The sequence below is a fragment of the Streptomyces sp. NPDC051582 genome, from assembly GCF_040681715.1.
In the GTDB taxonomy this organism is placed as follows: Bacteria; Actinomycetota; Actinomycetes; order Streptomycetales; family Streptomycetaceae; genus Streptomyces.
Genome location: NZ_JBFAZJ010000018.1, coordinates 97,447 through 119,697, shown reverse-complemented (window position 1 = coordinate 119,697; position 22,251 = coordinate 97,447). Strand labels below are relative to the sequence as shown.

Annotated in this window: 21 protein-coding genes and 1 riboswitch; of the genes, 16 read left to right on the top strand and 5 right to left on the bottom strand. The window is 73.1% G+C overall.

Annotation, left to right across the window (positions count from 1 at the left end; all coding sequences use genetic code 11):
- The first annotated feature begins 133 nt into the window (after window positions 1-133).
- Together trpD and AB0M92_RS23480 are read left to right on the top strand one after the other, a co-directional pair.
- Complete coding sequence (gene trpD, locus AB0M92_RS23485; RefSeq protein WP_366104229.1) at window positions 134-1,198, top strand: anthranilate phosphoribosyltransferase; 1,065 nt, start codon at window positions 134-136, stop codon at window positions 1,196-1,198.
- Window positions 1,199-1,296: 98 nt separating this feature from the next.
- Window positions 1,297-1,413: riboswitch (SAM riboswitch) on the top strand.
- Window positions 1,414-1,670: 257 nt separating this feature from the next.
- Window positions 1,671-3,074: an aminotransferase class V-fold PLP-dependent enzyme gene (locus tag AB0M92_RS23480; RefSeq protein ID WP_366104228.1), complete on the top strand. Its 1,404-nt coding sequence runs from the start codon at window positions 1,671-1,673 to the stop codon at window positions 3,072-3,074.
- 59 nt (window positions 3,075-3,133) lie between these two features.
- On the opposite strand, the gene AB0M92_RS23475 is transcribed toward AB0M92_RS23480, so the two are convergent.
- A complete protein-coding gene (locus AB0M92_RS23475; RefSeq protein WP_008738815.1) occupies window positions 3,134-3,415 on the bottom strand; it encodes an Lrp/AsnC ligand binding domain-containing protein in 282 nt (93 codons plus the stop codon).
- The gene (locus AB0M92_RS23470) at window positions 3,412-4,134 is read right to left on the bottom strand and encodes a rhomboid family intramembrane serine protease (protein ID WP_366104227.1); all 723 of its coding nucleotides are present in this window, start codon (window positions 4,132-4,134) and stop codon (window positions 3,412-3,414) included. Before AB0M92_RS23470 ends, AB0M92_RS23475 begins: the two co-directional genes overlap by 4 nt.
- A gap of 127 nt (window positions 4,135-4,261) precedes the next feature.
- Between AB0M92_RS23470 and AB0M92_RS23465 the strand changes: the two genes are divergently transcribed.
- The 7 genes from AB0M92_RS23465 to AB0M92_RS23435 all read left to right on the top strand — a co-directional run bounded on the left by AB0M92_RS23465 (window position 4,262) and on the right by AB0M92_RS23435 (window position 12,676).
- Entirely contained in the window at window positions 4,262-4,501 is a 240-nt protein-coding gene (locus tag AB0M92_RS23465) for a hypothetical protein (RefSeq protein ID WP_008738811.1), read from the top strand.
- Between the two features lie 41 nt (window positions 4,502-4,542).
- On the top strand, window positions 4,543-5,907 hold the full coding sequence (locus AB0M92_RS23460) for an NYN domain-containing protein (protein ID WP_366104270.1): 1,365 nt from the start codon (window positions 4,543-4,545) through the stop codon (window positions 5,905-5,907).
- Window positions 5,908-6,160: 253 nt separating this feature from the next.
- On the top strand, window positions 6,161-7,195 hold the full coding sequence (locus tag AB0M92_RS23455; RefSeq protein ID WP_366104226.1) for an NlpC/P60 family protein: 1,035 nt from the start codon (window positions 6,161-6,163) through the stop codon (window positions 7,193-7,195).
- A gap of 242 nt (window positions 7,196-7,437) precedes the next feature.
- On the top strand, window positions 7,438-8,481 hold the full coding sequence (locus AB0M92_RS23450) for an NlpC/P60 family protein (protein WP_366104225.1): 1,044 nt from the start codon (window positions 7,438-7,440) through the stop codon (window positions 8,479-8,481).
- A gap of 52 nt (window positions 8,482-8,533) precedes the next feature.
- Complete coding sequence (locus AB0M92_RS23445) at window positions 8,534-9,667, top strand: hypothetical protein (RefSeq protein WP_366104224.1); 1,134 nt, start codon at window positions 8,534-8,536, stop codon at window positions 9,665-9,667.
- A 58-nt stretch (window positions 9,668-9,725) separates the two neighbouring features.
- Window positions 9,726-10,868, top strand: coding sequence for a glycosyltransferase family 4 protein (locus tag AB0M92_RS23440; RefSeq protein WP_366104223.1), 1,143 nt, complete (start codon window positions 9,726-9,728; stop codon window positions 10,866-10,868).
- A 191-nt stretch (window positions 10,869-11,059) separates the two neighbouring features.
- On the top strand, window positions 11,060-12,676 hold the full coding sequence (locus AB0M92_RS23435; RefSeq protein WP_366104222.1) for a GMC oxidoreductase: 1,617 nt from the start codon (window positions 11,060-11,062) through the stop codon (window positions 12,674-12,676).
- A 50-nt stretch (window positions 12,677-12,726) separates the two neighbouring features.
- On the opposite strand, the gene AB0M92_RS23430 is transcribed toward AB0M92_RS23435, so the two are convergent.
- Window positions 12,727-14,523: an AMP-dependent synthetase/ligase gene (locus tag AB0M92_RS23430; protein ID WP_366104221.1), complete on the bottom strand. Its 1,797-nt coding sequence runs from the start codon at window positions 14,521-14,523 to the stop codon at window positions 12,727-12,729.
- Between the two features lie 229 nt (window positions 14,524-14,752).
- Here AB0M92_RS23430 and AB0M92_RS23425 point away from each other — a divergent pair, with 229 nt between their 5' ends.
- The 6 genes from AB0M92_RS23425 to AB0M92_RS23400 all read left to right on the top strand — a co-directional run bounded on the left by AB0M92_RS23425 (window position 14,753) and on the right by AB0M92_RS23400 (window position 19,830).
- A complete protein-coding gene (locus tag AB0M92_RS23425) occupies window positions 14,753-15,535 on the top strand; it encodes a metallophosphoesterase (protein ID WP_366104220.1) in 783 nt (260 codons plus the stop codon).
- A gap of 121 nt (window positions 15,536-15,656) precedes the next feature.
- On the top strand, window positions 15,657-16,097 hold the full coding sequence (locus AB0M92_RS23420; RefSeq protein ID WP_030863550.1) for an SRPBCC family protein: 441 nt from the start codon (window positions 15,657-15,659) through the stop codon (window positions 16,095-16,097).
- Between the two features lie 3 nt (window positions 16,098-16,100).
- Window positions 16,101-17,339: an ArsA-related P-loop ATPase gene (locus AB0M92_RS23415; protein WP_366104219.1), complete on the top strand. Its 1,239-nt coding sequence runs from the start codon at window positions 16,101-16,103 to the stop codon at window positions 17,337-17,339.
- Window positions 17,340-17,444: 105 nt separating this feature from the next.
- Window positions 17,445-17,930: a DUF5304 domain-containing protein gene (locus AB0M92_RS23410; RefSeq protein WP_366104218.1), complete on the top strand. Its 486-nt coding sequence runs from the start codon at window positions 17,445-17,447 to the stop codon at window positions 17,928-17,930.
- Window positions 17,931-18,073: 143 nt separating this feature from the next.
- Window positions 18,074-19,015, top strand: coding sequence for an ROK family glucokinase (locus AB0M92_RS23405; protein WP_366104217.1), 942 nt, complete (start codon window positions 18,074-18,076; stop codon window positions 19,013-19,015).
- Window positions 19,016-19,086: 71 nt separating this feature from the next.
- Window positions 19,087-19,830 (top strand): endonuclease/exonuclease/phosphatase family protein, encoded by a 744-nt coding sequence (locus AB0M92_RS23400; protein WP_366104216.1) that lies wholly within the window; start codon window positions 19,087-19,089, stop codon window positions 19,828-19,830.
- A 115-nt stretch (window positions 19,831-19,945) separates the two neighbouring features.
- On the opposite strand, the gene AB0M92_RS23395 is transcribed toward AB0M92_RS23400, so the two are convergent.
- Together AB0M92_RS23395 and AB0M92_RS23390 are read right to left on the bottom strand one after the other, a co-directional pair.
- Complete coding sequence (locus tag AB0M92_RS23395) at window positions 19,946-20,533, bottom strand: hypothetical protein (protein ID WP_366104215.1); 588 nt, start codon at window positions 20,531-20,533, stop codon at window positions 19,946-19,948.
- Window positions 20,526-21,305 (bottom strand): alpha/beta fold hydrolase, encoded by a 780-nt coding sequence (locus tag AB0M92_RS23390; protein ID WP_366104214.1) that lies wholly within the window; start codon window positions 21,303-21,305, stop codon window positions 20,526-20,528. The genes AB0M92_RS23395 and AB0M92_RS23390 overlap by 8 nt, the downstream gene beginning before the upstream one ends.
- Window positions 21,306-21,450: 145 nt before the next feature.
- Between AB0M92_RS23390 and AB0M92_RS23385 the strand changes: the two genes are divergently transcribed.
- Window positions 21,451-22,221 (top strand): lysophospholipid acyltransferase family protein, encoded by a 771-nt coding sequence (locus AB0M92_RS23385; protein ID WP_366104213.1) that lies wholly within the window; start codon window positions 21,451-21,453, stop codon window positions 22,219-22,221.
- Window positions 22,222-22,251: the final 30 nt, after the last annotated feature.

Genomic DNA, 22,251 nt, shown 5'->3' with positions numbered 1-22,251 from the left:
GTGTCGCCACGGCAAGAGCCCCGTCCAGTGTCCGGACGGGGCTCTTTGCCGTCCCCGGGGCTGGATAGGCTGAACCCCTTCCCATTCGAGTGGGCCCCGACATCGGGTGGCCGATCAACAGCAGGAGCGGACCATGAACGTTGCGACCCCGGCAGGCGGCGACAGCGTGGCGGCCCGCGGCTGGCCGGGCGTCCTCGATGCCCTGCTGTCCGGCCAGGACCTGCGCGCCGACGAGACGGCCTGGGCCATGGACCGGATCATGCGCGGAGAGGCCACCGACGCCCAGATCGCCGGCTTCGCGGTGGCGCTGCGGGCCAAGGGGGAGACGGTCTCGGAGATCAACGGCCTCGTACGGTCGATGTACGACCACGCCAACCTGATCGAGGTGCCGGGCCGGACGGTGGACATCGTCGGCACGGGCGGCGACGGGGCCAAGACGGTGAACATCTCGACGATGTCCTCGATCGTCGTGGCCGGTACGGGCGCCAAGGTGGTCAAGCACGGCAATCGGGCCGCGTCCTCCGCGAGCGGCTCCTCGGACGTGCTGGAGAAGCTCGGCGTCAACCTGGACCTCACCCCGGCGCGGGTGGCCGAGGTCGCGGAGGAGGCCGGCATCACCTTCTGCTTCGCGGTGAAGTTCCACCCGGCGCTGCGGCACGTGGCCGCGGCCCGCAAGGAGCTGGGCATCCGGACCACGTTCAACTTCCTCGGCCCGCTGACCAATCCGGCGCGGGTACGGGCGCAGGCCACGGGCGTCGCGGACCCGCGCGTGGCGCCCATCGTGGCGGGCGTGCTGGCGGAGCGGGGCTCCTCGGCTCTGGTGTTCCGCGGGGACGACGGCCTGGACGAGCTGACGACGACGGCGACCTCCCGGGTGTGGTGGGTCCGCGACGGCCGGGTGGACGAGCAGCCGTTCGACCCGCGCGACGTCGGCATCCCGCTGGTCGACGTCTCGGCCCTGCGGGGCGCGGACGCCTCGTACAACGCGGACGTCGCACGCCGGCTGCTGGCCGGCGAGAGCGGCCCGGTGCGCGACGCGGTGCTGCTGAACGCGGCGGCGGCCCTGGTGGCCCTGGACCCGGGCGCGGGCTCCCTTGAGGACCAGATCCGCGCCGCGATCGCCCTCGCCGCGGAGGCCGTCGACTCGGGCGCGGCCCGAGCGGCCCTGGACCGCTGGGTTTCCGCGAGCAACGCGTAGCGGTCCGCCGCGCGGCCGGTCCTTTCCGGCCAAGGCCCCGGTCCACCATGCGGACCGGGGCCTTGCGCGTGGGGGATCTTGTGGCAGGATGCTGACCAGGTCACGAGTGACAGCGTTTTGGCCCCGGCTTGCTGTCCGGCAACCCTCCTTCCGTGGCGGGGTGCCCCGGGTGATGACCAGGTCGCAGGCAGAAAGGCCTGCGGCAAGCGCGGATCCCTCGACACCAGGGGTCCTGGTCTCTTCGAGGAGCCTTTCCGTGAGCAAGCGAATGCGATAGGGCGTCTCCGCCCCTTCTTCACCCTCCGTGCGGTCCCGAGCGGTCCGCGCGTCGAGGCAATTCCCGTACCACTGGCACGTGTGCATCCGCGCATCCGTTCCGCGCATCCGCATCCGCATCCACTGATGCGTGCAGCGTGCACCCACGTACGGGCCGTCCGAAGCCATTCAGCCTGTCCTGCCGGGAGATGCCGCCATGTCCACGTACCCGAACGCCACCGCCACCGCCGCCACCACCGCCGTGACCGCCTCCGACCCCGCCTGCGCCGAGCCGCTGCCGGTCCTCGGCCGGGACGTCACCGTCCCGCTTGTCACCGGCGGCGAGGTCACGTACGCGGCCCTCGACTACGCGGCCAGCGCCCCGGCGCTCCAGCGGGTCTGGGACGACGTCGCCGCCTACGCCCCGTACTACGGCAGCGTCCACCGCGGCGCGGGCTACCTCTCCCAGCTGTCCACGGACCTCTTCGAGCAGAGCCGGGCGACGGTCTCCGAGTTCCTCGACTGCCGTCCGTCCGATCAGGTGGTCTTCACCCGGTCCACCACCGACTCGCTGAACCTGCTCGCCGCCGTGCTGCCGGCCGGCTGCCAGGTGTTCGTGTTCGAGACCGAGCACCACGCCTCGCTCCTGCCGTGGAGGGACGCGCAGGTCACGTACCTCAACGCGCCGCGGACCCCGGCCGAGGCCGTGGAGACCCTGGAGCGGGCGCTGGCCGGGCGGAGCCGGGAGCTCGGGGGAAGCCCCGCCCTGGTGTGCGTGACCGGCGCGTCCAACGTCACCGGTGAGCTGTGGCCGGTGAAGGAGCTCGCCGCCGCGGCGCACGCCCACGGCGCGCGGATCGTCCTGGACGCCGCCCAGCTGGCACCGCACCACCCCGTGTCCGTGCAGGAGCTTGACGTGGACTGGGTGGCCTTCTCCGGGCACAAGCTCTACGCGCCGTTCGGCTCGGGCGTGCTGGCCGGCCGGGCGGACTGGCTCCAGGAGGGACAGCCGTACCTGGCCGGCGGCGGCGCCTCCCGGAAGGTCGCCCGCCGCGCGGACGGCGGTGTGGACGTCGAGTGGCACACCACGGCGGCCCGCCACGAGGCCGGCTCCCCGAACGTGATCGGCGTGTACTCGATCGCCTCCGCCTGCAAGGCCCTGACCGAGGCGGGCTTCGAGAACCTCGTCGCCCGCGAGCGCCACCTCATCGCCAAGGTCCGGAGCGGCCTGGCGGAGGTCCCGGCGGTCCGGATCCTCTCCCTCTTCGGGGACGACGCCCCGCGGGTCGGCGTCATCTCCTTCGTGGTCGACGGCTGGAACAGCTCGCACTTCGCGGCGGCGCTGTCGGCGGAGTACGGGATCGGGGTCCGCGACGGCCTGTTCTGCGCCCACCCGCTGGTCCGGACCCTGCTGGGCAGCGAGCCGCAGGCCCAGGGCGAATGCGGAGCCCCCGAGGCGGCCCCGGGCGAGCGCTCGCTGAACGCGATCCGCGTCAGCTTCGGCGCCGGCACCCCGGACGAGCACGTCGAACGCTTCGTCGGCGCCGTGAAGGAACTGGTCACCTCCGGGGCCAAGTGGCGGTACCGCACGGAGGAAGGCCGCTGCGTCCCGGCCGTGTGAGGCGGCGCGGATCACGACGTACCGGGGCAGGGAGGGGCTGCCCCGCCGCAGAGGGCCTGCTACGCGTCGAGGCCGATCGCGAAGGCCGCTTCCAGGTCGTGCTGGGAGTACGTGCGGAAGGCCACGTGCGTGTCCGTCGCCTCGACGCCGGGGATCTTGCTGATGCGGCCCGGGATGATGTCCGCCAGGTTCTCGTGGCGGGCCACGCGGACCAGGGCGATCAGGTCGTACGTCCCCGTGACGGAGTAGACCTCGCTGACGCTGTCCAGCGCGGCGATCGACTCGGCGATCTCCGGGATGCGGTCCACGCTGGTCTTGATGAGCACGATCGCGGTGATCACGGCTGGCTGTCTCCCTCGGTGGCCGTCGCTGGTCGCCTCACTCTAGTCGTACGCCGATAGCGCACCCATGCGTAGGCGAAGCCGAGCGAGAAGCCCACCAGGTGGGCCAGGTACGCCACCCCCGGGCCGCTGCCGGCGCGGTGCGCGGCCACCCACTGGAGGGCGAACCAGAACAGCAGGACCATCCACGCCGGGAAGCGCAGCGGCAGGAACAGCAGGAACGGGAACAGGCTCGTCACCCGTGCGCGCGGGAACAGGCACAGGAAGGCGCCCAGCACCGCCGAGATCGCGCCCGAGGCGCCCACCAGCGTCTGCGCCGAAGAGGCGTTGGCCGCCGCGTACGCCGCCAGCGCCAGGTAGCCCGTACAGATGTAGAACGTCAGGAACTCCGGCCGCCCCATCCGCTCCTGCGTCATCACGCCGAAGACGTAGAGGAACAGCATGTTGCCCAGCAGGTGCAGCCAGCTGCCGTGCACGAACAGGGCGGTGAGCGGCGTCAGCAGGGCCCGCGCGGAGCCGGTGAAGAGCTCGTCCGGGACGACGCCCCAGTGCCGGAAGTACGCGGTCCCCGTCTCCAGTAACCGCTCGCCGGTCCCGTACGAGGGATTCAGCCCCGAGGCCGGGCCGAACAGGAACACCGCGCAGCAGCCGGCGATCAGCGCCTGGACGACCACCGGGCCCCGGGCGGCCTCCCGCAGGGCCTGCCACTTTGCGATCATGCGATCGAGCATGACCCAAGCGGACCCGCCGCGAGCACCGGCAGGCCGTAGGGTTACGTGCTGCGGTCCGCCGATTGACGCGGACGGCGGCTTTAATTGAATGAGCTATGAAGGAGAGAGCGGCCTGATGACGGTTCCCCTGCCGACCGACACCACCCGGTGGCGCTGCACGCTGTGCGGCAACCTCACGCGTTTCGACGTCACTCGTTCGTCGAAGGTCGTGGAGTACGTCCACCTGGATCTCGCCGGGGAGCCCAAGGTCGAGGAGCGCGAGGTGGTCAATGAGACCATCGAGTCGGTCCGCTGCCGGTGGTGCAACGCGGTGGACCAGATCGAGCTCGTGGACAGGCCGGGCGCGGACTCCTGACGGAGCCCCCGCCCACAGGTGAATGACGGTAGGGGTGACGGATTGTGGAGCCAGCAAGCGGCGCTGAGCCGGCCGACGCGGCCGGCGACGCCGCCGAGGTGCTCGACCGCCCGCTGCCGGAAGGCGTGCGGCGCCGGGTCGTCGCGCTCGTCTCGGACGCCTTCGGCGGACTGACGGTCGCGGACCTCCCGGCGCAGCTGCGCCAGTACGCCCGGTTCACCCCGACCCGGCGCGCCAAGTTCGCGGGCAACGCCATGGCCGCGGCGGTGGAGACGGACGCCGTCTTCCGGGGCCGCGTCGCCGAGAAGCTCCGGGAGGCGCAGGCCGAGCTGGCCGGGGCCCTGGAGTCCGGCGCCCCGCCCGCCGCCGCGGACCCGCTGGACGTGGCGGCCGCCGCGTACGTCCTGCGTCCGGTCGGCTGGGTGAAGCTGGTGGCCGCCGCCGGCGAGGAGGCGCAGCGGGCCGACGCCGAGCGGGTCGGCGAGGAGACCCGGCGCGAACTGGACCGGCTGCGCGAGGAACTGACCCACGCGCGGGATGCGCAGCGCCAGGGCGGCGAGCAGGTACGGGCCGAGCTGGACGCGGCGCGCAGGGAAGCGGAATCGCTTCAGCGCAAGCTGCGCAGCGCGCAGAGCGACGTGAAGCGGGGCGAGGCGGCCCTGCGCAAGGTCACCGCCGAGATCGACGGGATCAGGGGCGAGGCGGCCGCGCAGGTCGCTGCCGCCGAGAGCGAGACCCGGCGCCTCAAGTCCCGTCTCGCGGAGGTGGAGACGGCGCTGGAGACCTCGCGCCGGGCCACCCGCGAGGGCCGCAGCGTCGAGGACATGCGGCTGCGGCTGCTGCTGGACACCGTGCTGGACGCTGCCCAGGGGCTGCGCCGCGAGCTGGCGCTGCCGCCGGTCTCCACGCGGCCGGCCGACACCGTGGACGCGGTGGAGCCGGGCCGGATGACCCCGAAGGACATCGCGGCGCGCGCCCTGTCGGAGACCGATCCGGCGCTGCTGGACCAGTTGTTGGCGCTGCCCCAGGCCCATCTGGTGGTCGACGGCTACAACGTGACCAAGACCGGCTACCCGACGATGCCGCTGGAGAAGCAGCGGCTGCGGCTGCTGGGCGGGCTGTCGATGCTGGCCGCGCAGACGGGTGCGGAGATGACGTGCGTCTTCGACGGCGCGGAGCTCGCCGCCCCGGTGCTGCTCGCGCCGCCGCGCGGGGTGCGGGTGCTGTTCTCCAAGGCGGGTGTGACGGCGGACGAGCTGATCCGCCAGCTGGTGCGCGCGGAGCCGCCCGGCCGGCCGGTGGTCGTGGTCTCCACGGACCGCGAGGTGGCCGACGGCGTGGCGAAGGCCGGCGCGCGGCCCGTGACGTCCGCTTTGTTGCTGAAGCGGCTTTCGCGCGTTTCGTAACTCCTCGGCGCAATGCCCGATTTCGCCGGGCCGACAGGGAACGTACCGTCAAGTGCCCTGCACAGAGCGTGGGCTGTAGGTAAAGAACCTGGTCGGTGGCGAAGTTTTTTGCCGACAGGATTTGAACTGATCACAGCGAGGTCACTAGGGTCGGCTCAAACCTTCGTGCGGTAGGTCACTCATTCGGGGTGCCGGCGAAGGTGTCGCCGAGTCGCGTTCCTTCGGCGGTTCCAGGAAGAAGGAGCTCGCCTTCGTGGCGTCCCACCGTCGACCCAAGCAGCCGACCCGCACTCGTGTGACCGTGCTCACCGCCACCGCCGCGGCGGCCGTCGCCCTCTCCGCGCACGGCGCCTCAGCCGCTCCGGCCCAGCCGAACAAGGACGAGGTCAAGTCCAAGGTTGACGCCCTCTACGAAGAGGCGGAGCAGGCCACGGAGAAGTTCAACGGGGCGAAGGAGCGCCAGGACACCCTTGAGAAGGAGATAGGCCAGCTCCAGGACCAGGTCGCCCGCGGCCAGGACGAGCTCAACCAGCTGCGCTCCTCGCTGGGTTCGATGGCCAGCGCCCAGTACCGCACCGGCGGCATGGACCAGTCCGTCGCCCTCTTCCTCTCCGGGGACCCCGAGACCTACCTCGACAAGGCCTCCACCCTGGAGCAGTTGAGCGGCAAGCAGGTCGAGGCGGTCCAGAACATCCAGGCCAAGCAGCGTTCCCTCGCGCAGCAGCGCCAGGAGGCCTCCGGCAAGCTCGCGGACCTCGACGCCACCCGCAAGGAGCTCGGCGAGAAGAAGAAGGCCTCGCAGGACAAGCTCGCCGAGGCCCAGGCCCTCCTCAACACCCTGACCGCGCAGGACCGCGCGTCGCTCAAGGAAGAGGCGAGGAAGGCGGGCGGCAGTGCCGCCGAGCAGGCCGAGCTCAGCAACGTCAAGGGATCCGGCCGGGCCGCGGACGCGCTGCGGGCCGCCGTGACCAAGAACGGCATGGCCTACGTCCGCGGCGGTACCGGCCCGACCGCCTTCGACTGCTCCGGCCTCACGCAGTGGGCCTACAGGCAGGCGGGCGTTTCCATCGGCCGCACCACCTTCGACCAGGTCAACGACGGGGCGAGGATCAGCCTGAGCGCGCTTCAGCCCGGCGATCTGGTCTTCTACGGCAACCTTCAGCACGTGGGCCTGTACGCGGGCGGCGGCAAGGTGTTCCACGCCGCCAACCCGAGCGCCGGCGTCCTGTACGGATCCCTCTCGGAGTTCGAGCGCAAGGGCGGCTTCGGGGTCCGGGTCGGCAGCTGACCCCCACCACGCGTCCCCGACGGCGCGCCGCACGCCGCCCATCCGGGCGAATTCCGCGGCCCCGCTGTGACCACACGCCCCGCCGGTGACCTGCGTCTGAGGCGGGGCGTCGTCGTGTCCGCGCTCCGGGGGTCGTTGGCCGGTGCGTGGTGGCGCGGTTACTGTCTGCCAGCGCGGAACCCCGGCACACAGCCGTCCACGGGGGCGGACCCGGTCCCGCGCAGCGGAAGGGAGCGGTTCCCATGGCGTCCCATCGTCGGCCCGGGCACGGCAGCCTCGACAGGAACTCCAAGGTCACCGTCCTGACCGCCGCCGCGGCCGCCGCCGCGGCAGCCCTGACGGGCGCGACGGCCAGCGCGGCCCCCACCCTGCCGCAGGAGCCGGCGGGCGGTGCCCGCGCCCAGGTCGACCGGCTCTTCGAGGAGGCCGAACAGGCCACCGAGCGCTACAACCGGGCGGGCGAGCGGGCCGAGAAGCTGCGCACCGAGATCGACCGGGCCCAGGACGCGCTGGCCCGCGGCCAGGACCGCATCAACACCATGCGCGGCCTCCTCGGCACCTTCGCCGGAGCCCAGTACCGCTCCGGCGGCATCGACCCCGCCTTCGAGCTGATGCTCTCCGAGAACCCGGACGAATACCTCGACAAGGCCTCCCAGCTGAACCGGCTGACGAACCGGCAGACCTGGCAGCTCGACGAACTGCGCAAGGAGCAGCGCCGGCTGGGCCAGCAGCGCCACGAGGCCTCCGAGAAGCTCGCCGAACTCGACGCCGTACGGGCCGACGTGGCCCGCCAGAAGCGCGCCGTCACGGCCAAACTGGCCTCCGCCCGCCGGCTCCTGGGCGCCATGCCCAGCCAGGAGCGGGCGGACTACGAGCGGGCTTCGCGCTCCGGCGGGCGCCCCGACGGCCTGCCCGAGCTGGACTCGCTCGGCCCCTCCTCCGGCCGCGCCGCGACCGCCGTGATGGCCGCCCGGGCCGCGGTCGGGCGCCCGTACATCTGGGGCTCCACCGGCCCCTCCGGGTTCGATTGCTCCGGGCTGATGGTGTGGTCGTACCGGCAGGCGGGGGTCTCCCTGCCGCGCACCTCGCAGGCCCAGCGGTACGCGGGCCGCCAGGTCCCGCTCTCGCAGGCGCAGCCGGGCGACCTGGTCACCTACCGCTCCGACGCCAGCCACGTCGGCATGTACGTCGGCAACGGCCAGGTGGTCCACGCCCCGTACCCGGGGGCGCGGGTGCGCTACGACCCGGTCGGGATGATGCCGGTGTCCTCCGTGACCCGTCCCTGACCCGTCCCCGACCCCTGCGCGGCGCGGGGCGGGGCGTGCGTACGATCGTCGGATGCCCCCGGTCCGTCGGCCCCTCCTCGTACGCGTCCTGCCGCTCCTGCTGAGCGTGCTGCTCGCGGCGTGCGGGGCGCCCGCGGTACGGGACCCCGCCGAACCCGCCATCCGCGAGGCCGTCGCCGCCTGGTCGCGGACCCCGCCCGCGCGGCTCGCCGGGATCCCGCTGGAGGGATGGGCGTACGAGGTCACCGCGGTCCGCCGGGACGGCGACCGGGCCACCGCCCGCGCGCAACTGCGCTACCGGCTCGGCGGCTACGACGCGGCCCCGGCCGGATCGGCGCGCGAGGTGCGGCTCGGCCGCGACGGCGGGGCCGGCGGGGAGTGGCGGGTCACCGGGGACGCCGCGGCGCCGGGCGCGCCCGCGCAGCTGTGGGACCAGGGGCCGGTGGAGGTGGTCCGGGGCGCGCACGCGCTGGTGCTCGGCGCGGGCCGCTCCGCGCGCGACCTGTCCGACATCGCGGCGGAGGCCGAGCGGGCCGTGCCCGCGGCGAGCGCCGCCTGGCCGGGGAAATGGGCGGGCCGGGTGGTGGTGCTGGTGCCGGGCTCCCTGGAGCGGATGGCCGAGCTGCTGGGCCGGCCGACCGCCGAGTACCGGGGCATGGGGGCCGTCACGACGGGCCGCGTGGGCGCCGCGGCGGCCCCGGCCGACCGGGTCGTCGTCAACCCGGAGGGCTGGGCGGAGCTCAGCGCGGCGGGCCGGGGCGTCGTCCTGACCCACGAGGTCACCCACGTGGCCACCCGGGCCGCGACCACCGCCAAGACCCCGCTGTGGCTGTCGGAGGGCTTCGCGGACTGGGCGGCGTACCGCGGCGGGGCCGTCACCGCGCAGCAGGCCGCGCCGGCGCTGGGCCGGGCGGTCCGGGCCGGGCAGCTGCCGGCCGCGCTCCCCGCCGACGGGGCGTTCGCCTTCGGCGGCGACCCGCAGGAGCTGGCCCGCGCGTACGAGGGCGCATGGCTGGCCTGCCGGCTGATCGCGGCCAAATGGGGCGACGCCACGCTGGTCCGCCTCTACGAACGGGCGGGCCGCGAACCCCTGGCGACGGCCCTGGAGGACACCATCGGCGGCGATCTGCCCGGCCTGACCCTGGCCTGGCAGGCGAGCCTGCGCCAGGAGCTGGGCGCGCGGTAGGGGGCGTCCGGCGGCTGGGGCGGGGCCGCGCGGGGGTGTCCGGTACTGTCGGCAGGCGATGCACAAGACCCTGATCGTGACCAACGACTTCCCGCCGCGACCGGGCGGCATCCAGGCCTTCCTGCACAACATGGCACTGCGGCTGGATCCCGACCGGATCGTCGTCTACGCCTCCACCTGGAAGCGCAGCGCGGAGGGCCGCGAGGCCACCGCCGCCTTCGACGCCGAACAGCCCTTCCACGTGGTCCGCGACCGTACGACCATGCTGCTGCCGACCCCGCGGGTGACCCGGCGCGCGGTCGGACTGCTGCGCGAGCACGGCTGCCGGTCGGTGTGGTTCGGGGCGGCGGCCCCGCTGGGGCTGATGGGCCCCGCGCTGCGCCGCGCCGGGGCCAAGCGGATCGTGGCGACCACCCACGGGCACGAGGCGGGCTGGGCGCAGCTGCCGGCGGCGCGGCAGCTGCTAAGCCGGATCGGCGAGGGCACGGACACGCTGACGTACCTGGGCGAGTACACGCGCTCGCGGATCGCCTCGGCGCTGACGGAGCAGGCGGCGGCGCGCATGGTGCAGCTCCCGCCGGGGGTGGACGAGAAGACCTTCCACCCCGGGTCGGGCGGCGCGGAGGTCCGGGCCCGGCTGGGTCTGACGGACCGGCCGGTGGTGGTCTGCGTCTCGCGGCTGGTCCCGCGCAAGGGACAGGACACCCTGATCGAGGCGATGCCGCGGATCCTGGCCGCGGTGCCGGACGCCGTACTGCTGGTGGTCGGCGGGGGCCCGTACGAGGCGGACCTGCGGGCGCTGGCCGTCTCCACCGGGGTCGCGGACTCGGTGGTCTTCACGGGCGCCGTCCCCTGGGCCGAACTGCCCGCCCACTACGGCGCCGGGGACGTCTTCGCCATGCCGTGCCGGACCCGGCGGGGAGGGCTGGACGTGGAGGGCCTCGGCATCGTCTACCTGGAGGCCTCGGCGACGGGCCTGCCGGTGGTCGCGGGAGACTCGGGCGGGGCCCCGGACGCGGTACTGGAGGGCGAGACGGGCTGGGTGGTCCGCGGCGGCGTCCCCGAGGACGCGGCGGACCGCGTGATCGCCCTGCTCCGGGATCCGGAGCTGCGCCGCCGCATGGGGGAGCGGGGCCGCGCCTGGGTCGAGGAGAAGTGGCGCTGGGACCTGCTGGCCGAGCGCCTGCGCGCACTGCTCTGACACTCCCGGGCCGGGGAGCGTCCGCAAACCGCCGCGGTATTACGCCGACCGGGGCGCGACGGCGGCGCGGCCGTGCGGGCCCGTGGCCCTCCGCCCGCGGGCCCGTGATCCTCCGCCACACCTGACTGTTCCTCAGATGTCTGTCAACACCGCCTCTGGGTGGACGGCCCGATTCCGCCCATGATGCGGCCATGACACCTCAACTGACGCGCCGTCACTTCTTGGGCATCGGCGCCCTCCAGACCGCCGCGGTCCTCGGCTTCACCCGCATCGGGCTCCAATCCGCGGCCGCCGCCGAGCCACCCGCCGCCCAGTACGCCCCCGCCATCGTCGTGGGCTCCGGCTACGGCTCGGCCGTGGCCGCCCTCCGGCTCGGCCGGGCCGGGGTGCGGACCGTCGTCCTCGAAATGGGCCGGCTCTGGAACACCCCCGGCCCGGACGGCAAGGTCTTCCCCTCCACCTCCGCTCCCGACCAGCGCTCGATGTGGTTCCGCACCCGCACCGAGGCCCCGCTCGCCCAGTTCCTCTGGCTCGACGTCGTCAACCGGGACATCAGCCCCTACCCCGGGGTCCTCGACCGCGTGAACCACGCAGACATGTCCGTCTACCTCGGCCGCGGCGTCGGCGGCGGATCCCTCGTCAACGGCGGCATGGCCCCCACGCCCCGGCGCTCGTACTTCACCGAGGTGATGCCCCGGGTCGACGCCGACGAGATGTACGGCACGTACTACCCGCGCGCCCGCGCCATGCTCGGCGTCAACGACATCGACCCGGCCTGGTTCGAGTCCACGGAGTGGTACCGCTTCGCCCGGATCTCCCGCAAGCACGCCCGGAACACCGGCCTGAAGACCACCTTCGTGCCCAACGTCTACGACTTCGGGTACATGCAGCGCGAGGCCGCCGGCACCGCCACCCGCTCCGCGCTCGCCGGCGAGGTCATCTACGGCAACAACTTCGGCAAGAAGAGCGTCGACAAGACCTACCTCGCGGCCGCGATCGGCACCGGCAACGTCACCATCGAGACCATGCAGCGCGTCGTCGGCGTACGCCAGGACCCGGCCGGCGGGTACGTGGTGACGGTGCAGACCAGCGATGTGACGGGGAAGGTCACCCAGGTCAGGGAACTCGGCTGCAAACAGCTCTTCCTCGGCGCCGGCAGCCTCGGCACCACCGAGATCCTGCTGCGCGCCCGCGAGCGGGGCACCCTGCCCGGGCTCAACGAGAAGGTCGGGCTCGGCTGGGGCCACAACGGCAACGTCATGACCGCCCGGGCCAATCACCTCTGGGACACGGTCGGCTGCAACCAGGCCACCATGCCCGCCCTGGGCATCGACGACTGGGACAACGCCGCCAACCCGGTGTTCGCCGAGATCGCCCCGCTGCCGATGGGCTTCGAGCACTGGATCTCGATGTACCTGGCCATCACCAAGAACCCCGAGCGCGGGCACTTCACGTACGACGCGGCCACCGACTCGGCGCGGCTCAACTGGAGCCGCGACCAGAACACCCCGTCCGTCCAGGCCGCCAAGAACCTCTTCGACCGGATCAACCGGGCCAACTTCACGATCTACCGGTACGACCTGTTCGGCGACAACAAGAACTTCGCCGACAACTTCACGTACCACCCGCTCGGCGGCTGCGTCCTCGGTGACGCGACCGACGACTACGGGCGCGCCAAGGGCCACCAGGGGCTGTACGTCGTCGACAGCTCCCTGATCCCGGGCTCGCTCGGGGTGAACCCGTTCGTCACCATCACCGCGCTCGCCGAGCGGAACATGGAGCGGATCCTCGCGGAGGACCCGCGCTAGCCCGCGCGCCGGCCCGGCGGCCGAGCGGCCGAGCGGCCGAAAGGCCGGACTCAGCCGCGGTACAGGGCCTCGATCTCGTCGGCGAAGTCCTTCGCCACCACATTCCGCTTCAGCTTCAGCGAAGGCGTGATGTGACCCGACTCCTCCGTGAACTGGGAGGGCAGAATGCGGAATTTCCGTACCGATTCCGCCTTGGAAACCGCCGCGTTGCCGTCGTCCACGGCCTGCTGGACGGCGGCGATGAGGTCCGCGTCCTCGCGCAGCTCCGCCGCGGTGACCCCGGCCGGCTTGCCGTGCTCGGCCGCCCAGCGGCCCAGGAACTCCTCGTCGATCGTGACCAGCGCGGCCACGAACGGCCTCGCGTCGCCGACCACCATGCACTCCGCGACCAGCGCGTGCGCCCGGATCCGGTCCTCGATCACCGCGGGGGCCACGTTCTTGCCGCCCGCCGTGACGATGAGCTCCTTCTTGCGCCCGGTGATCGCGAGGTAGCCGTCCTCGTCGAGGGTGCCGACGTCCCCGGTGTGGAACCAGCCGTCGGTCAGCGCCTCGGCGGTCGCCGTCTCGTTCTTCCAGTACTCCTTGAAGATGTGCTCGCCGTGCAGCAGCACCTCGCCGTCGTCGGCGATGCGCACCACGGAGCCCGGCAGCGGCTGGCCGACCGTACCGATCTTCGTACGGTCCCAGGGGTTGAAGGCGGTGGCCGCGCAGGACTCCGTCAGGCCGTAGCCCTCCAGGACCGTGAAGCCGATGCCGCGGAAGAAGTGGCCGAGCCGCTCGCCCAGCGGGGCTCCGCCGGAGATCGCGTACTCGCCGCGCCCGCCGAGGACGGTGTGCAGCTTGCTGTAGACCAGCTTCGAGAACAGCTTGTGCTTCAGCTTCAGGCCGAAGGAGGGGCCGCCGGGGGCGTCCAGCGCGCGGCTGTACGCGATCGCCGTCTCGGCCGCCGCGTCGAAGATCTTGCCCTTGCCCTCGGCCTGGGCCTTGGCGCGCGCCGAGTTGTAGACCTTCTCGAAGACGCGCGGCACGCCGAGGATCAGCGTGGGGCGGAAGGACTGCAGCTCGTCGGTGAGGTTCTTGATGTCCGGTACGCAGCCCAGGCGGATCGGCGCGAGGACGGCCGCCACCTCCACCAGGCGCCCGAAGACGTGCGCGGCGGGCAGGAAGAGCAGCACGGAACACTCGCCGGTGCGGAACAGCGGGCTCAGGCGCTCCACCACGTTGCCGCACTCGGCGAAGAAGTTGCGGTGGGTCAGCACGCAGCCCTTGGGGCGGCCGGTGGTGCCCGAGGTGTAGACGATGGTGGCCGGGTCGTCGGCGTTGGCCAGCGAGCTGCGCCCGTCGACCTCGGCGTCGGTGACCTCGCTGCCCGCGGCGTTCAGTGCCGCGAGCGCGCCCTGCTCGATCTCCCAGACCTCGCGCAGTTCCGGCAGCCGGTCGCGCAGGGAGGCCACGGCCGCGCTGTGCGCCGGGCTCTCGACGATCACGGCGACGGCGCCGGAGTCGCCGAGGATCCACTGGATCTGCTCGGGCGAGCTGGTCTCGTACACGGGGACGGTGACGCCGCCCGCGCTCCAGATCGCGAAGTCGAGCAGGACCCACTCGTAGCGGGTGCGGGAGATCAGCGCGACGCGGTCGCCCGGCCGGATCCCGGCCGCGATCAGGCCCTTGGCGGCTGCGCGCACCTCGGCGAGGAATTCGGTCGCCGTCACGTCCTGCCAGCCGCCGTCGACCTTGCGGCCCATGACTGCGGTGTCGGGATGCTGAGCGGCGTTGCGGCGGATGAGATCCGTCAGGTTCCCGTCCGACGGGACCTCGTACAGGGCCGGAAGGCTGAACTCGCGCAAGACTGCTGCTCCTCTGGGCGCCATCGCCACCATGTGGACCGACCGGACGTTACCCACCGGTAGTGGGTTCCGGATAGAGGGAACCGGCCAGATGTTCCGTGCGTCACATGACGCGGCCGTGCCATGCCGACAGTAGTCGACCCCGCTGACGACTTGGAAGTAACCGCAGGTAGGCAGCCTGTGAAGGTTCCTCTACCCGCTGCCCCCAAGCCCCCCTAGGGTGGGGCGCATGGGTGGCAGGAAGAGCAGCACGAGAGTCCACGTCGTCAGCGACGTCCACGGCAACGCCGAAGCGCTCGCCCGGGCCGGAGACGGCGCCGACGCGCTGATCTGCCTCGGTGACCTCGTGCTCTTCCTCGACTACGCCGACCACTCCCGCGGCATCTTCCCCGACCTGTTCGGCGTCGAGAACGCCGACCGCATCGTCGAGCTGCGCACCGCGCGCCGCTTCGACGAGGCGCGCGACCTCGGCCGCCGGCTGTGGGCCGGGCTGGACCGGGAACGGCTGATCGAGGGCGCGGTGCGCCGCCAGTACGCCGAGATGTTCGCCGCGTTCCCGCAGCCCACGTACGCCACCTACGGCAATGTCGACATCCCGGGTCTGTGGACCGAGTACGCCGGTCCCGGCACCACCGTCCTCGACGGGCAGCGGGTGGAGATCGGCGGCCGCGTCTTCGGCTTCGTCGGCGGCGGCCTGCCGTCCCCGATGCGCACCCCGTACGAGGTGGACGAGGAGGAGTACGCCGCCAAGGTCGAGGCGCTCGGCGAGGTGGACGTGCTGTGCTCGCACATCCCGCCGGAGGTGCCGGAGCTCTGCTACGACACGGTCGCGCGCCGCTTCGAGCGCGGCAGCGAGGCCCTGCTCGCCGCGATCCGGCGGACCAAGCCGCGGTACGCCCTGTTCGGGCACGTCCACCAGCCGCTGGCCCGGCGGATGCGGATCGGCGGCACGGAGTGCGTGAACGTCGGGCACTTCGCCGCCACGGGAAGGCCGTGGGCCCTGGAATGGTGATCCCGGGCCCCGGAGCGGTGGGACCGGGCCCTGGAGTGGCGACCTCCGCACGCACGGTAGCCTGCACGCGGCGGCCGCAGGCCGCACACTTCCTCGAAAACTCCCCGGAGGGGCGACCGCCATGGCCGAACACACCAGCTCGAGCATCACGATCGAGGCGGCGCCGGCCGACGTGATGGCCGTGATCGCCGACTTCGCGCGCTACCCCGAGTGGACCGGCGAGGTGAAGGAGGCCGAGGTGCTGGCCACCGACGCCGAGGGCCGCGCCGAGAAGGTCCGGCTGCTGCTGGACGCGGGCGCGATCAAGGACGACCACACCCTCGCCTACAGCTGGAAGGGCGCCGACGAGGTCAGCTGGACCCTGGACAAGTCGCAGATGCTGCGCCAGCTCGACGGCTCCTACCGGCTCGCCCCGCTGGACGGCGGCAAGCGCACCGAGGTCACCTACCAGCTGACCGTGGACGTCAAGATCCCCATGCTCGGCATGATCAAGCGCAAGGCCGAGAAGGTCATCATCGACCGCGCCCTGGCGGGCCTGAAGAAGCGCGTCGAGTCGGCCTGATCGATGCGCATCCTGCTCGTCACCGGCCCCGGAGGGGCAGGACGGACCACGGTGGCCGCCGCCACCGCCCTCGCCGCCGCCGGGAACGGCGCGCGGGTGCTGCTGCTCTCCGGCGACCCCGGGGATCCCCTCGCCGCACTGGTCGGAGGGCCGGCGGGGGAGCCCGTCGAAGCCGCGCCCGGGCTGGCCGCCGTACCGGCCTCCGGGGTGCTCGTGGCCCGCGTGGACTCCGGCGAGGAGTTCCGCGCGGAGCTCGTCGCCCTCCAGGAGCGCGGATCCGCCCTCCTCGGCATGGTCGGGGCCCGGCCGCTCGGGGCCGAGGAGCTCACCGAACTGCCCGGCGCCGAGCAGTTCGCCCTGCTGCGCGCGCTGCGGCGGGCCGCCGCGGCCCCCGCCGTCGACCTCGTCGTCGTCGACCTGCCCCCGCTCCACCAGGCCGTTGCCACCCTCGCCCTCCCCGCCCAGCTGCGCCGCTACCTGGCACGGCTGCTCCCGGCCGAGCGGCAGGCGGCCCGCGCCCTGCGGCCCGTGCTGGCCCAGCTGGCCGGCGTACCGATGCCCGCGCAGTGGCTGTACGAGGCCGCCGCGCGCTGGGACGAGGAACTGGCCGCCGTCCAGGCCGTCGTCGAGGCCGGCACCACCTCGCTGCACGTGGTCGCGGAGCCGGGGCCCGGCTCCGACGCCGCACTGCGGACCGGGCTGCTCGGGCTCGCCCTCGAACAGCTCCCGGTCTCCGCGGTCGTCGCCAACCGGATGGTGCCCCAGGGTTCGCCCGACCCCTGGCTGGCCGGGCTCGCCGCCCAGCAGGAGAAGTACGCCGCCCAGTGGGCCGGGGCCGAGTGGGCCGGGGCCGGACCGGCCGGGGACGTGCCCGTGCTGCCGCTCGGCCACCTGGGGCGGGACCCGGCGGGGCCGGACGACCTGACCCGGCTCGAAGGGGCGCGGGGCCTCGTCCCGCAGGCTGCGGGGGACTCCCGCGCCCGCCGTGAGTGGGCCGTCGAGGACCGGCTCGCCGACGACGGGGTACTCGTCTGGGTGGTGCCGCTGCCCGGCGCCCGCAAGCAGGACCTCGACCTGGTCCGGCGCGGCGACGAGCTGCTGCTCGCGGCGGGCCCGTACCGCAGGATCGTTCCGCTCCCCTCGGTGCTGCGCCGCTGCACGGTCTCCGGCGCCGCGCTCGCCGACGGGGTGCTGCGCATCCGTTTCACACCGGACCCGGACCTGTGGCCGCGCCGGGCCTGAACCCGGCGCGGGGCGGTCCGCGGCCCTGAAACGCGTACCCCCGTTCGGGTACCGTCGAAGGTAGTACGTACCGCACGCCCAGCAGCTGCCGCAGGAGAGTCCGCCATGAGCGAGGCCACCGACCGTCCCACCGACGACGACGCCTGGGCCAAGGCCTGCGCCGAGGACCTCGCCGCGGAGCAGGAGCGCCGCCGGGCCCGCGAGGGCTCGGGCGCACCCGGCGCCGGGAGCGGCACCGGGACCGCCGCCGAAGAGCTCTTCAAACTGTTCGAGGCCGTCGCCGACAAGGTGTCCGCACTGAACAACCCGCTGCTCGGCGCCGCCGCCCAGGGCGCCGTACGCCAATTCGTCAACCAGGCGAAGGCCGCCGCCAAGCCCGTCGTCGAGCGCAACCCCGAGGTCTTCGACCACCTCGCGACCGCCGGCTCCGAGCTGCTCGCCGCCTACCGCTCGGCCGTCGAGGGCCACGAGCGCCGCTGGACCCGAGACGAGCCCGAGCCCGGCGGGCCCGCGGACCGTCCGTCCGGTGACCACTCCGACCCGCGCGACGAGGGCGGGAGCGGTCCGACCCAGCGGATCGATCTCGACTGAGACGTTCAGGGGGCGTCCGGCGGATCAGGGCCGGGCCCGGGGGGTCTGGTGCCCCCGGGCTTTCCGGCCCTGATCCGCCGGATGCCCCCTCACCCTCGGGTACGGTTGGCCGTGGCGGGGTTTGACCGGAAACCGAGGGACTAATGGGACTCACCATCGGCGTCGACATCGGCGGCACGAAGATCGCGGCCGGCGTGGTCGACGAAGAGGGCACCATCCTTGAGACGTACAAGGTGCCCACCCCGCCGACCGCGGACGGAGTGACGGACGCGATCTGCGCCGCAGTGTCCGAAGTCAGCAGCAACCACACCATCGAGGCCGTCGGCATCGGCGCCGCCGGATACGTGGACGACAAGCGCGCGACCGTGCTCTTCGCGCCCAACATCAATTGGCGCCACGAGCCGCTCAAGGACAAGGTCGAGCAGCGCATCGGCCTGCCGGTCGTCGTCGAGAACGACGCCAACTGCGCGGCCTGGGGCGAGTACCGCTTCGGCGCCGGGCAGGGCCACGAGGACGTCATCTGCATCACGCTCGGCACGGGCCTGGGCGGCGGCATCATCATCGGCAACAAGCTGCGCCGCGGACGCTTCGGCGTGGCCGCCGAGTTCGGGCACATCCGGGTCGTCCCGGACGGCCTGCTCTGCGGGTGCGGCAGCCAGGGCTGCTGGGAGCAGTACGCCTCCGGCCGCGCGCTCGTGCGGTACGCGAAGCAGCGCGCGAACGCCACCCCCGAGAACGCGGTGGCCCTGCTCGCGCTCGGCGACGGCACCCCCGACGGCATCGAGGGCAAGCACATCAGCGAGGCCGCGCGCGCCGGTGACCTGGTGGCCATCGACGCCTTCCGCGAACTCGCCCGCTGGGCGGGCGCCGGCCTGGCCGACCTGGCCTCGCTCTTCGACCCGTCGGCGTTCATCGTCGGCGGCGGGGTCTCGGACGAGGGCGACCTCGTCCTGGACCCGATCCGCAAGTCCTTCAAGCGCTGGCTGGTCGGCGGCGCCTGGCGCCCGCACGCACAGGTGCTGGCCGCGCAGCTCGGCGGGAAGGCCGGGCTCGTCGGCGCCGCGGACCTGGCCCGCCAGGGCTGACACCCGCTGTTGTCCGAACTGCCCGTCGCGCCCCCTGTGGCACGGCGGGCAGTCTGGCTATGTTGCCGTGCATGCTGCCGAACCCTGTGACGGAACCCGACGGTTCCGCGGTGATCCGAGCCCTCAGCTACAACATCCGCTCGATGCGCGACGACGAGGAGGCGCTGGCCCGGGTGATCCGCGCCTGCGCCCCCGACCTGGTGTTCGTCCAGGAGGCCCCGCGGTTCTTCCGCTGGCGCAAGCACGCGGCCCGGCTGGCCGCGAAGACGGACCTGGTGGTGCTGAGCGGGGGCGCCACGGCCGCGGGCCCGCTGCTCCTGTGTTCGCTGCGGGCCTTCGTGGAGCGGACGGAGGACGTCCTGCTCCCGCGGACCCCGGGCCTGCACCGGCGGGGCTTCGCGACGGCGGTGGTCCGCTTCGGGTCCGCGCGGGTGGCGGTGCTCAGCGCGCACCTCTCGCTGGACGCGGCGGAACGCCGGGCCCAGGCGGGCCTCCTGCTGGACCGGCTCGGCTCCACGGACGCGCCGTACGCGATCGCGGCGGGCGACATCAACGAGCCCCCGACGGGCCCGGCCTTCCGCCGCCTGTCCACGGAGCTCCAGGACTGCTGGACGGTCGCCCCCTGGGGCGGCGAACACACCTTCACCCGCTGCGCCCCGCCGCGGCGGATCGACGCGATCTTCGCGACGCGGGACGTGGAGGTCCTCGGCTGCGGAGTCCCGGCGTCCCTGCCGGACATCACGCAATCGGACCTGGACAGGGCCACGGACCACCTCCCGGTCCTGGCCACCCTGCGCCTGCCGGCACCCCGCTAGCGTCCGGCCGGGGCGGGACCCCCGGGGCCCCGCCCCGCCGGTCGGAGGCCGGCGCGGCGGCGCGAAGCCGGGAGGCCCGCCAGGGCCGAGCCGTGCGAGCGGCGCGTCAAGCGGGTCAGACGACGGCTCCGCGGCCCGGATCGTCGTCCTCGTCGTCACCCTGCGACATCCGCGCGATGAGCGTCGCGAAGCCGCCCAGGAAACCGCCGATCCCCAGTGTCGTGAGCCACCAGGTCATATCCCACTGCAACAGCACCGCCACCAGCAGCAGCACCGGCCCGCCCACCACCGCCAGCCACGCGAACTTCGCCGTCGTGTCCGCCGGCGGCAGCTCCGGCTCCGGGGGCACGAAGTGGCCCTCGTCCTTCTCGTCCGGCTCCGCCGGAGCGTGATCGCGGGGCCCGCTCCCGGGCCCCGCGGCGCCGACCCCCACGCCCGGCGCGAACACCACCGAACTGCCCAGCGCCTTCGGCGCCGGCGGCGGCGGCTCGGCCGGAGCCTCCGGCTGCGGCGCGGGCGGCGCGGCTGCCGGAGGCTCCGGTTCCACGTCTTCCTCCGGCAGCATCAGGTTCTCGATCGGCCGGAACGGCCTCGCCCCCGGCGGGTCCGGCGGCTCCTGCCCGTACCCGGCGACGATCGCCGCCCAGGCCGCCTCCTCGTCCAGCGGGGGGACACCCCCGGGGGACTCCTCGTGCTCAGCCACCGCTGGCCGCCCCCTCCCTGCCGACGCTCTCCGCGAGCCGCCCGACGAACGCAAAACTGTCCGCGAAGATCTGCTCCGCGTCATGGTCCAACGTCGCGACGTGGTAGCTCTGTTCCAGCAGGGTCTCGGTGACGTCCGTCGACGAGATCCGTGCGAGGATCCGCGCCGAGTCGGCCGGGTTCACGACGTGGTCCTGCACGCTGTGCAGCAGCAGAACCGGCTGCGTGACCTGCGGCAGCTCGGTGTCGACCAGCTTCAGGAACTGCTTCAGCGAGGCCGCGGCCCGGGTCGGGACCCGGGTGTAGCCGACCTCCGCGACGCCCGGCTTCGCGATGTCGCTCGCGATGCCCGGGGTGGAGCGCAGGAAGTGCTGCGCCACCGGGAGCGCGAAGGCCAGCGGGTCGTTGATCTTGTTGACCGGGTTGACCAGGACGATGCCGGCCACGGCGTCCCCGTGCCGGGCGGCCAGCCGCAGGGTCAGCGCCCCGCCCATCGACAGACCGAAGACGAACACCTTCGCGCACCGCTCCAGCAGCTCCCGCAGCGCCCGGTCCACCTCGGCGTACCAGTCCTGCCAGCCGGTGAGCTGCATGTCCTGCCACCGCGTCCCGTGCCCGGGCAGCAGCGGCACGGAAACCGTCAGACCCCGCCCGGCCAGGTACTCGGCCCACGGGCGCATGGACTGAGCGGTACTGGTGAAGCCGTGGCAGAGGAGGACACCGACCTCTCCGCCCTCGTGGCGGAACGGCTCGGCTCCAGGGAGGACGGGCACCAGGGTCTCCTTCGACGGGTGGGGGGTGCGTAGCGCTGTGTGACTTCACCGTACGCGACGGGGGTGACACCGACCAGGGTCGTCGCCCCCTCCGCCCCGAGCCAGGGGTTATGGTCTGTTCGACAGACACAGGAAGGCGCATCAGTTGATCTACGGCGCAATGAAGTTCTCCATCGGGGGGTCCCTGAAGCTCGCCTTCAGGCCGTGGGTGGAGGGCTTGGAGAACATTCCCGCCGAAGGGCCGGCGATCCTCGCGAGCAACCACCTGTCCTTCTCGGACTCCTTCTTCCTGCCGGCCGTGCTGGACCGGAAGGTCACCTTCATCGCGAAGGCCGAGTACTTCACCTCCCCGGGCGTCAAGGGCAAGCTGACGGCCGCCTTCTTCAAGGGCGTCGGCCAGCTCCCCGTGGACCGCTCCGGTGCGCGCGGTGCGGGTGAGGCCGCGATCAAGAGCGGCATCGACGTCATCGAGCGCGGGGAGCTGTTCGGTATCTACCCCGAGGGGACCCGTTCACCCGACGGCCGCCTCTACCGCGGCAAGCCCGGCGGGCTGGCCCGCGTGGCCCTGGCCACCGGGGCGCCGGTGATCCCCGTGGCGATGATCGACACGGAGAAGATCCAGCCGCCCGGCAAGGTCGTCCCCAAGCTGATGCGCCCCGGCATCCGGATCGGCAAGCCGCTGGACTTCAGCCGCTACCAGGGCATGGACGGCGACCGCTTCATCCTGCGCTCGGTGACCGACGAGGTCATGTACGAGATCATGAAGCTGTCCGGCCAGGAGTACGTCGACATCTACGCGACGGCCGCCAAGCGGCAGATCGCCGATGCCGAGAAGGCCGAGAAGGCCACCAGGGCCGCGGCCGACAAGAGCGCCGACAAGAGCGCGGACAAGAGCGCCGAGAAGGCCGCGGAGTAGAGCACGGGCGGCATCGCCCGCACGGGGTGG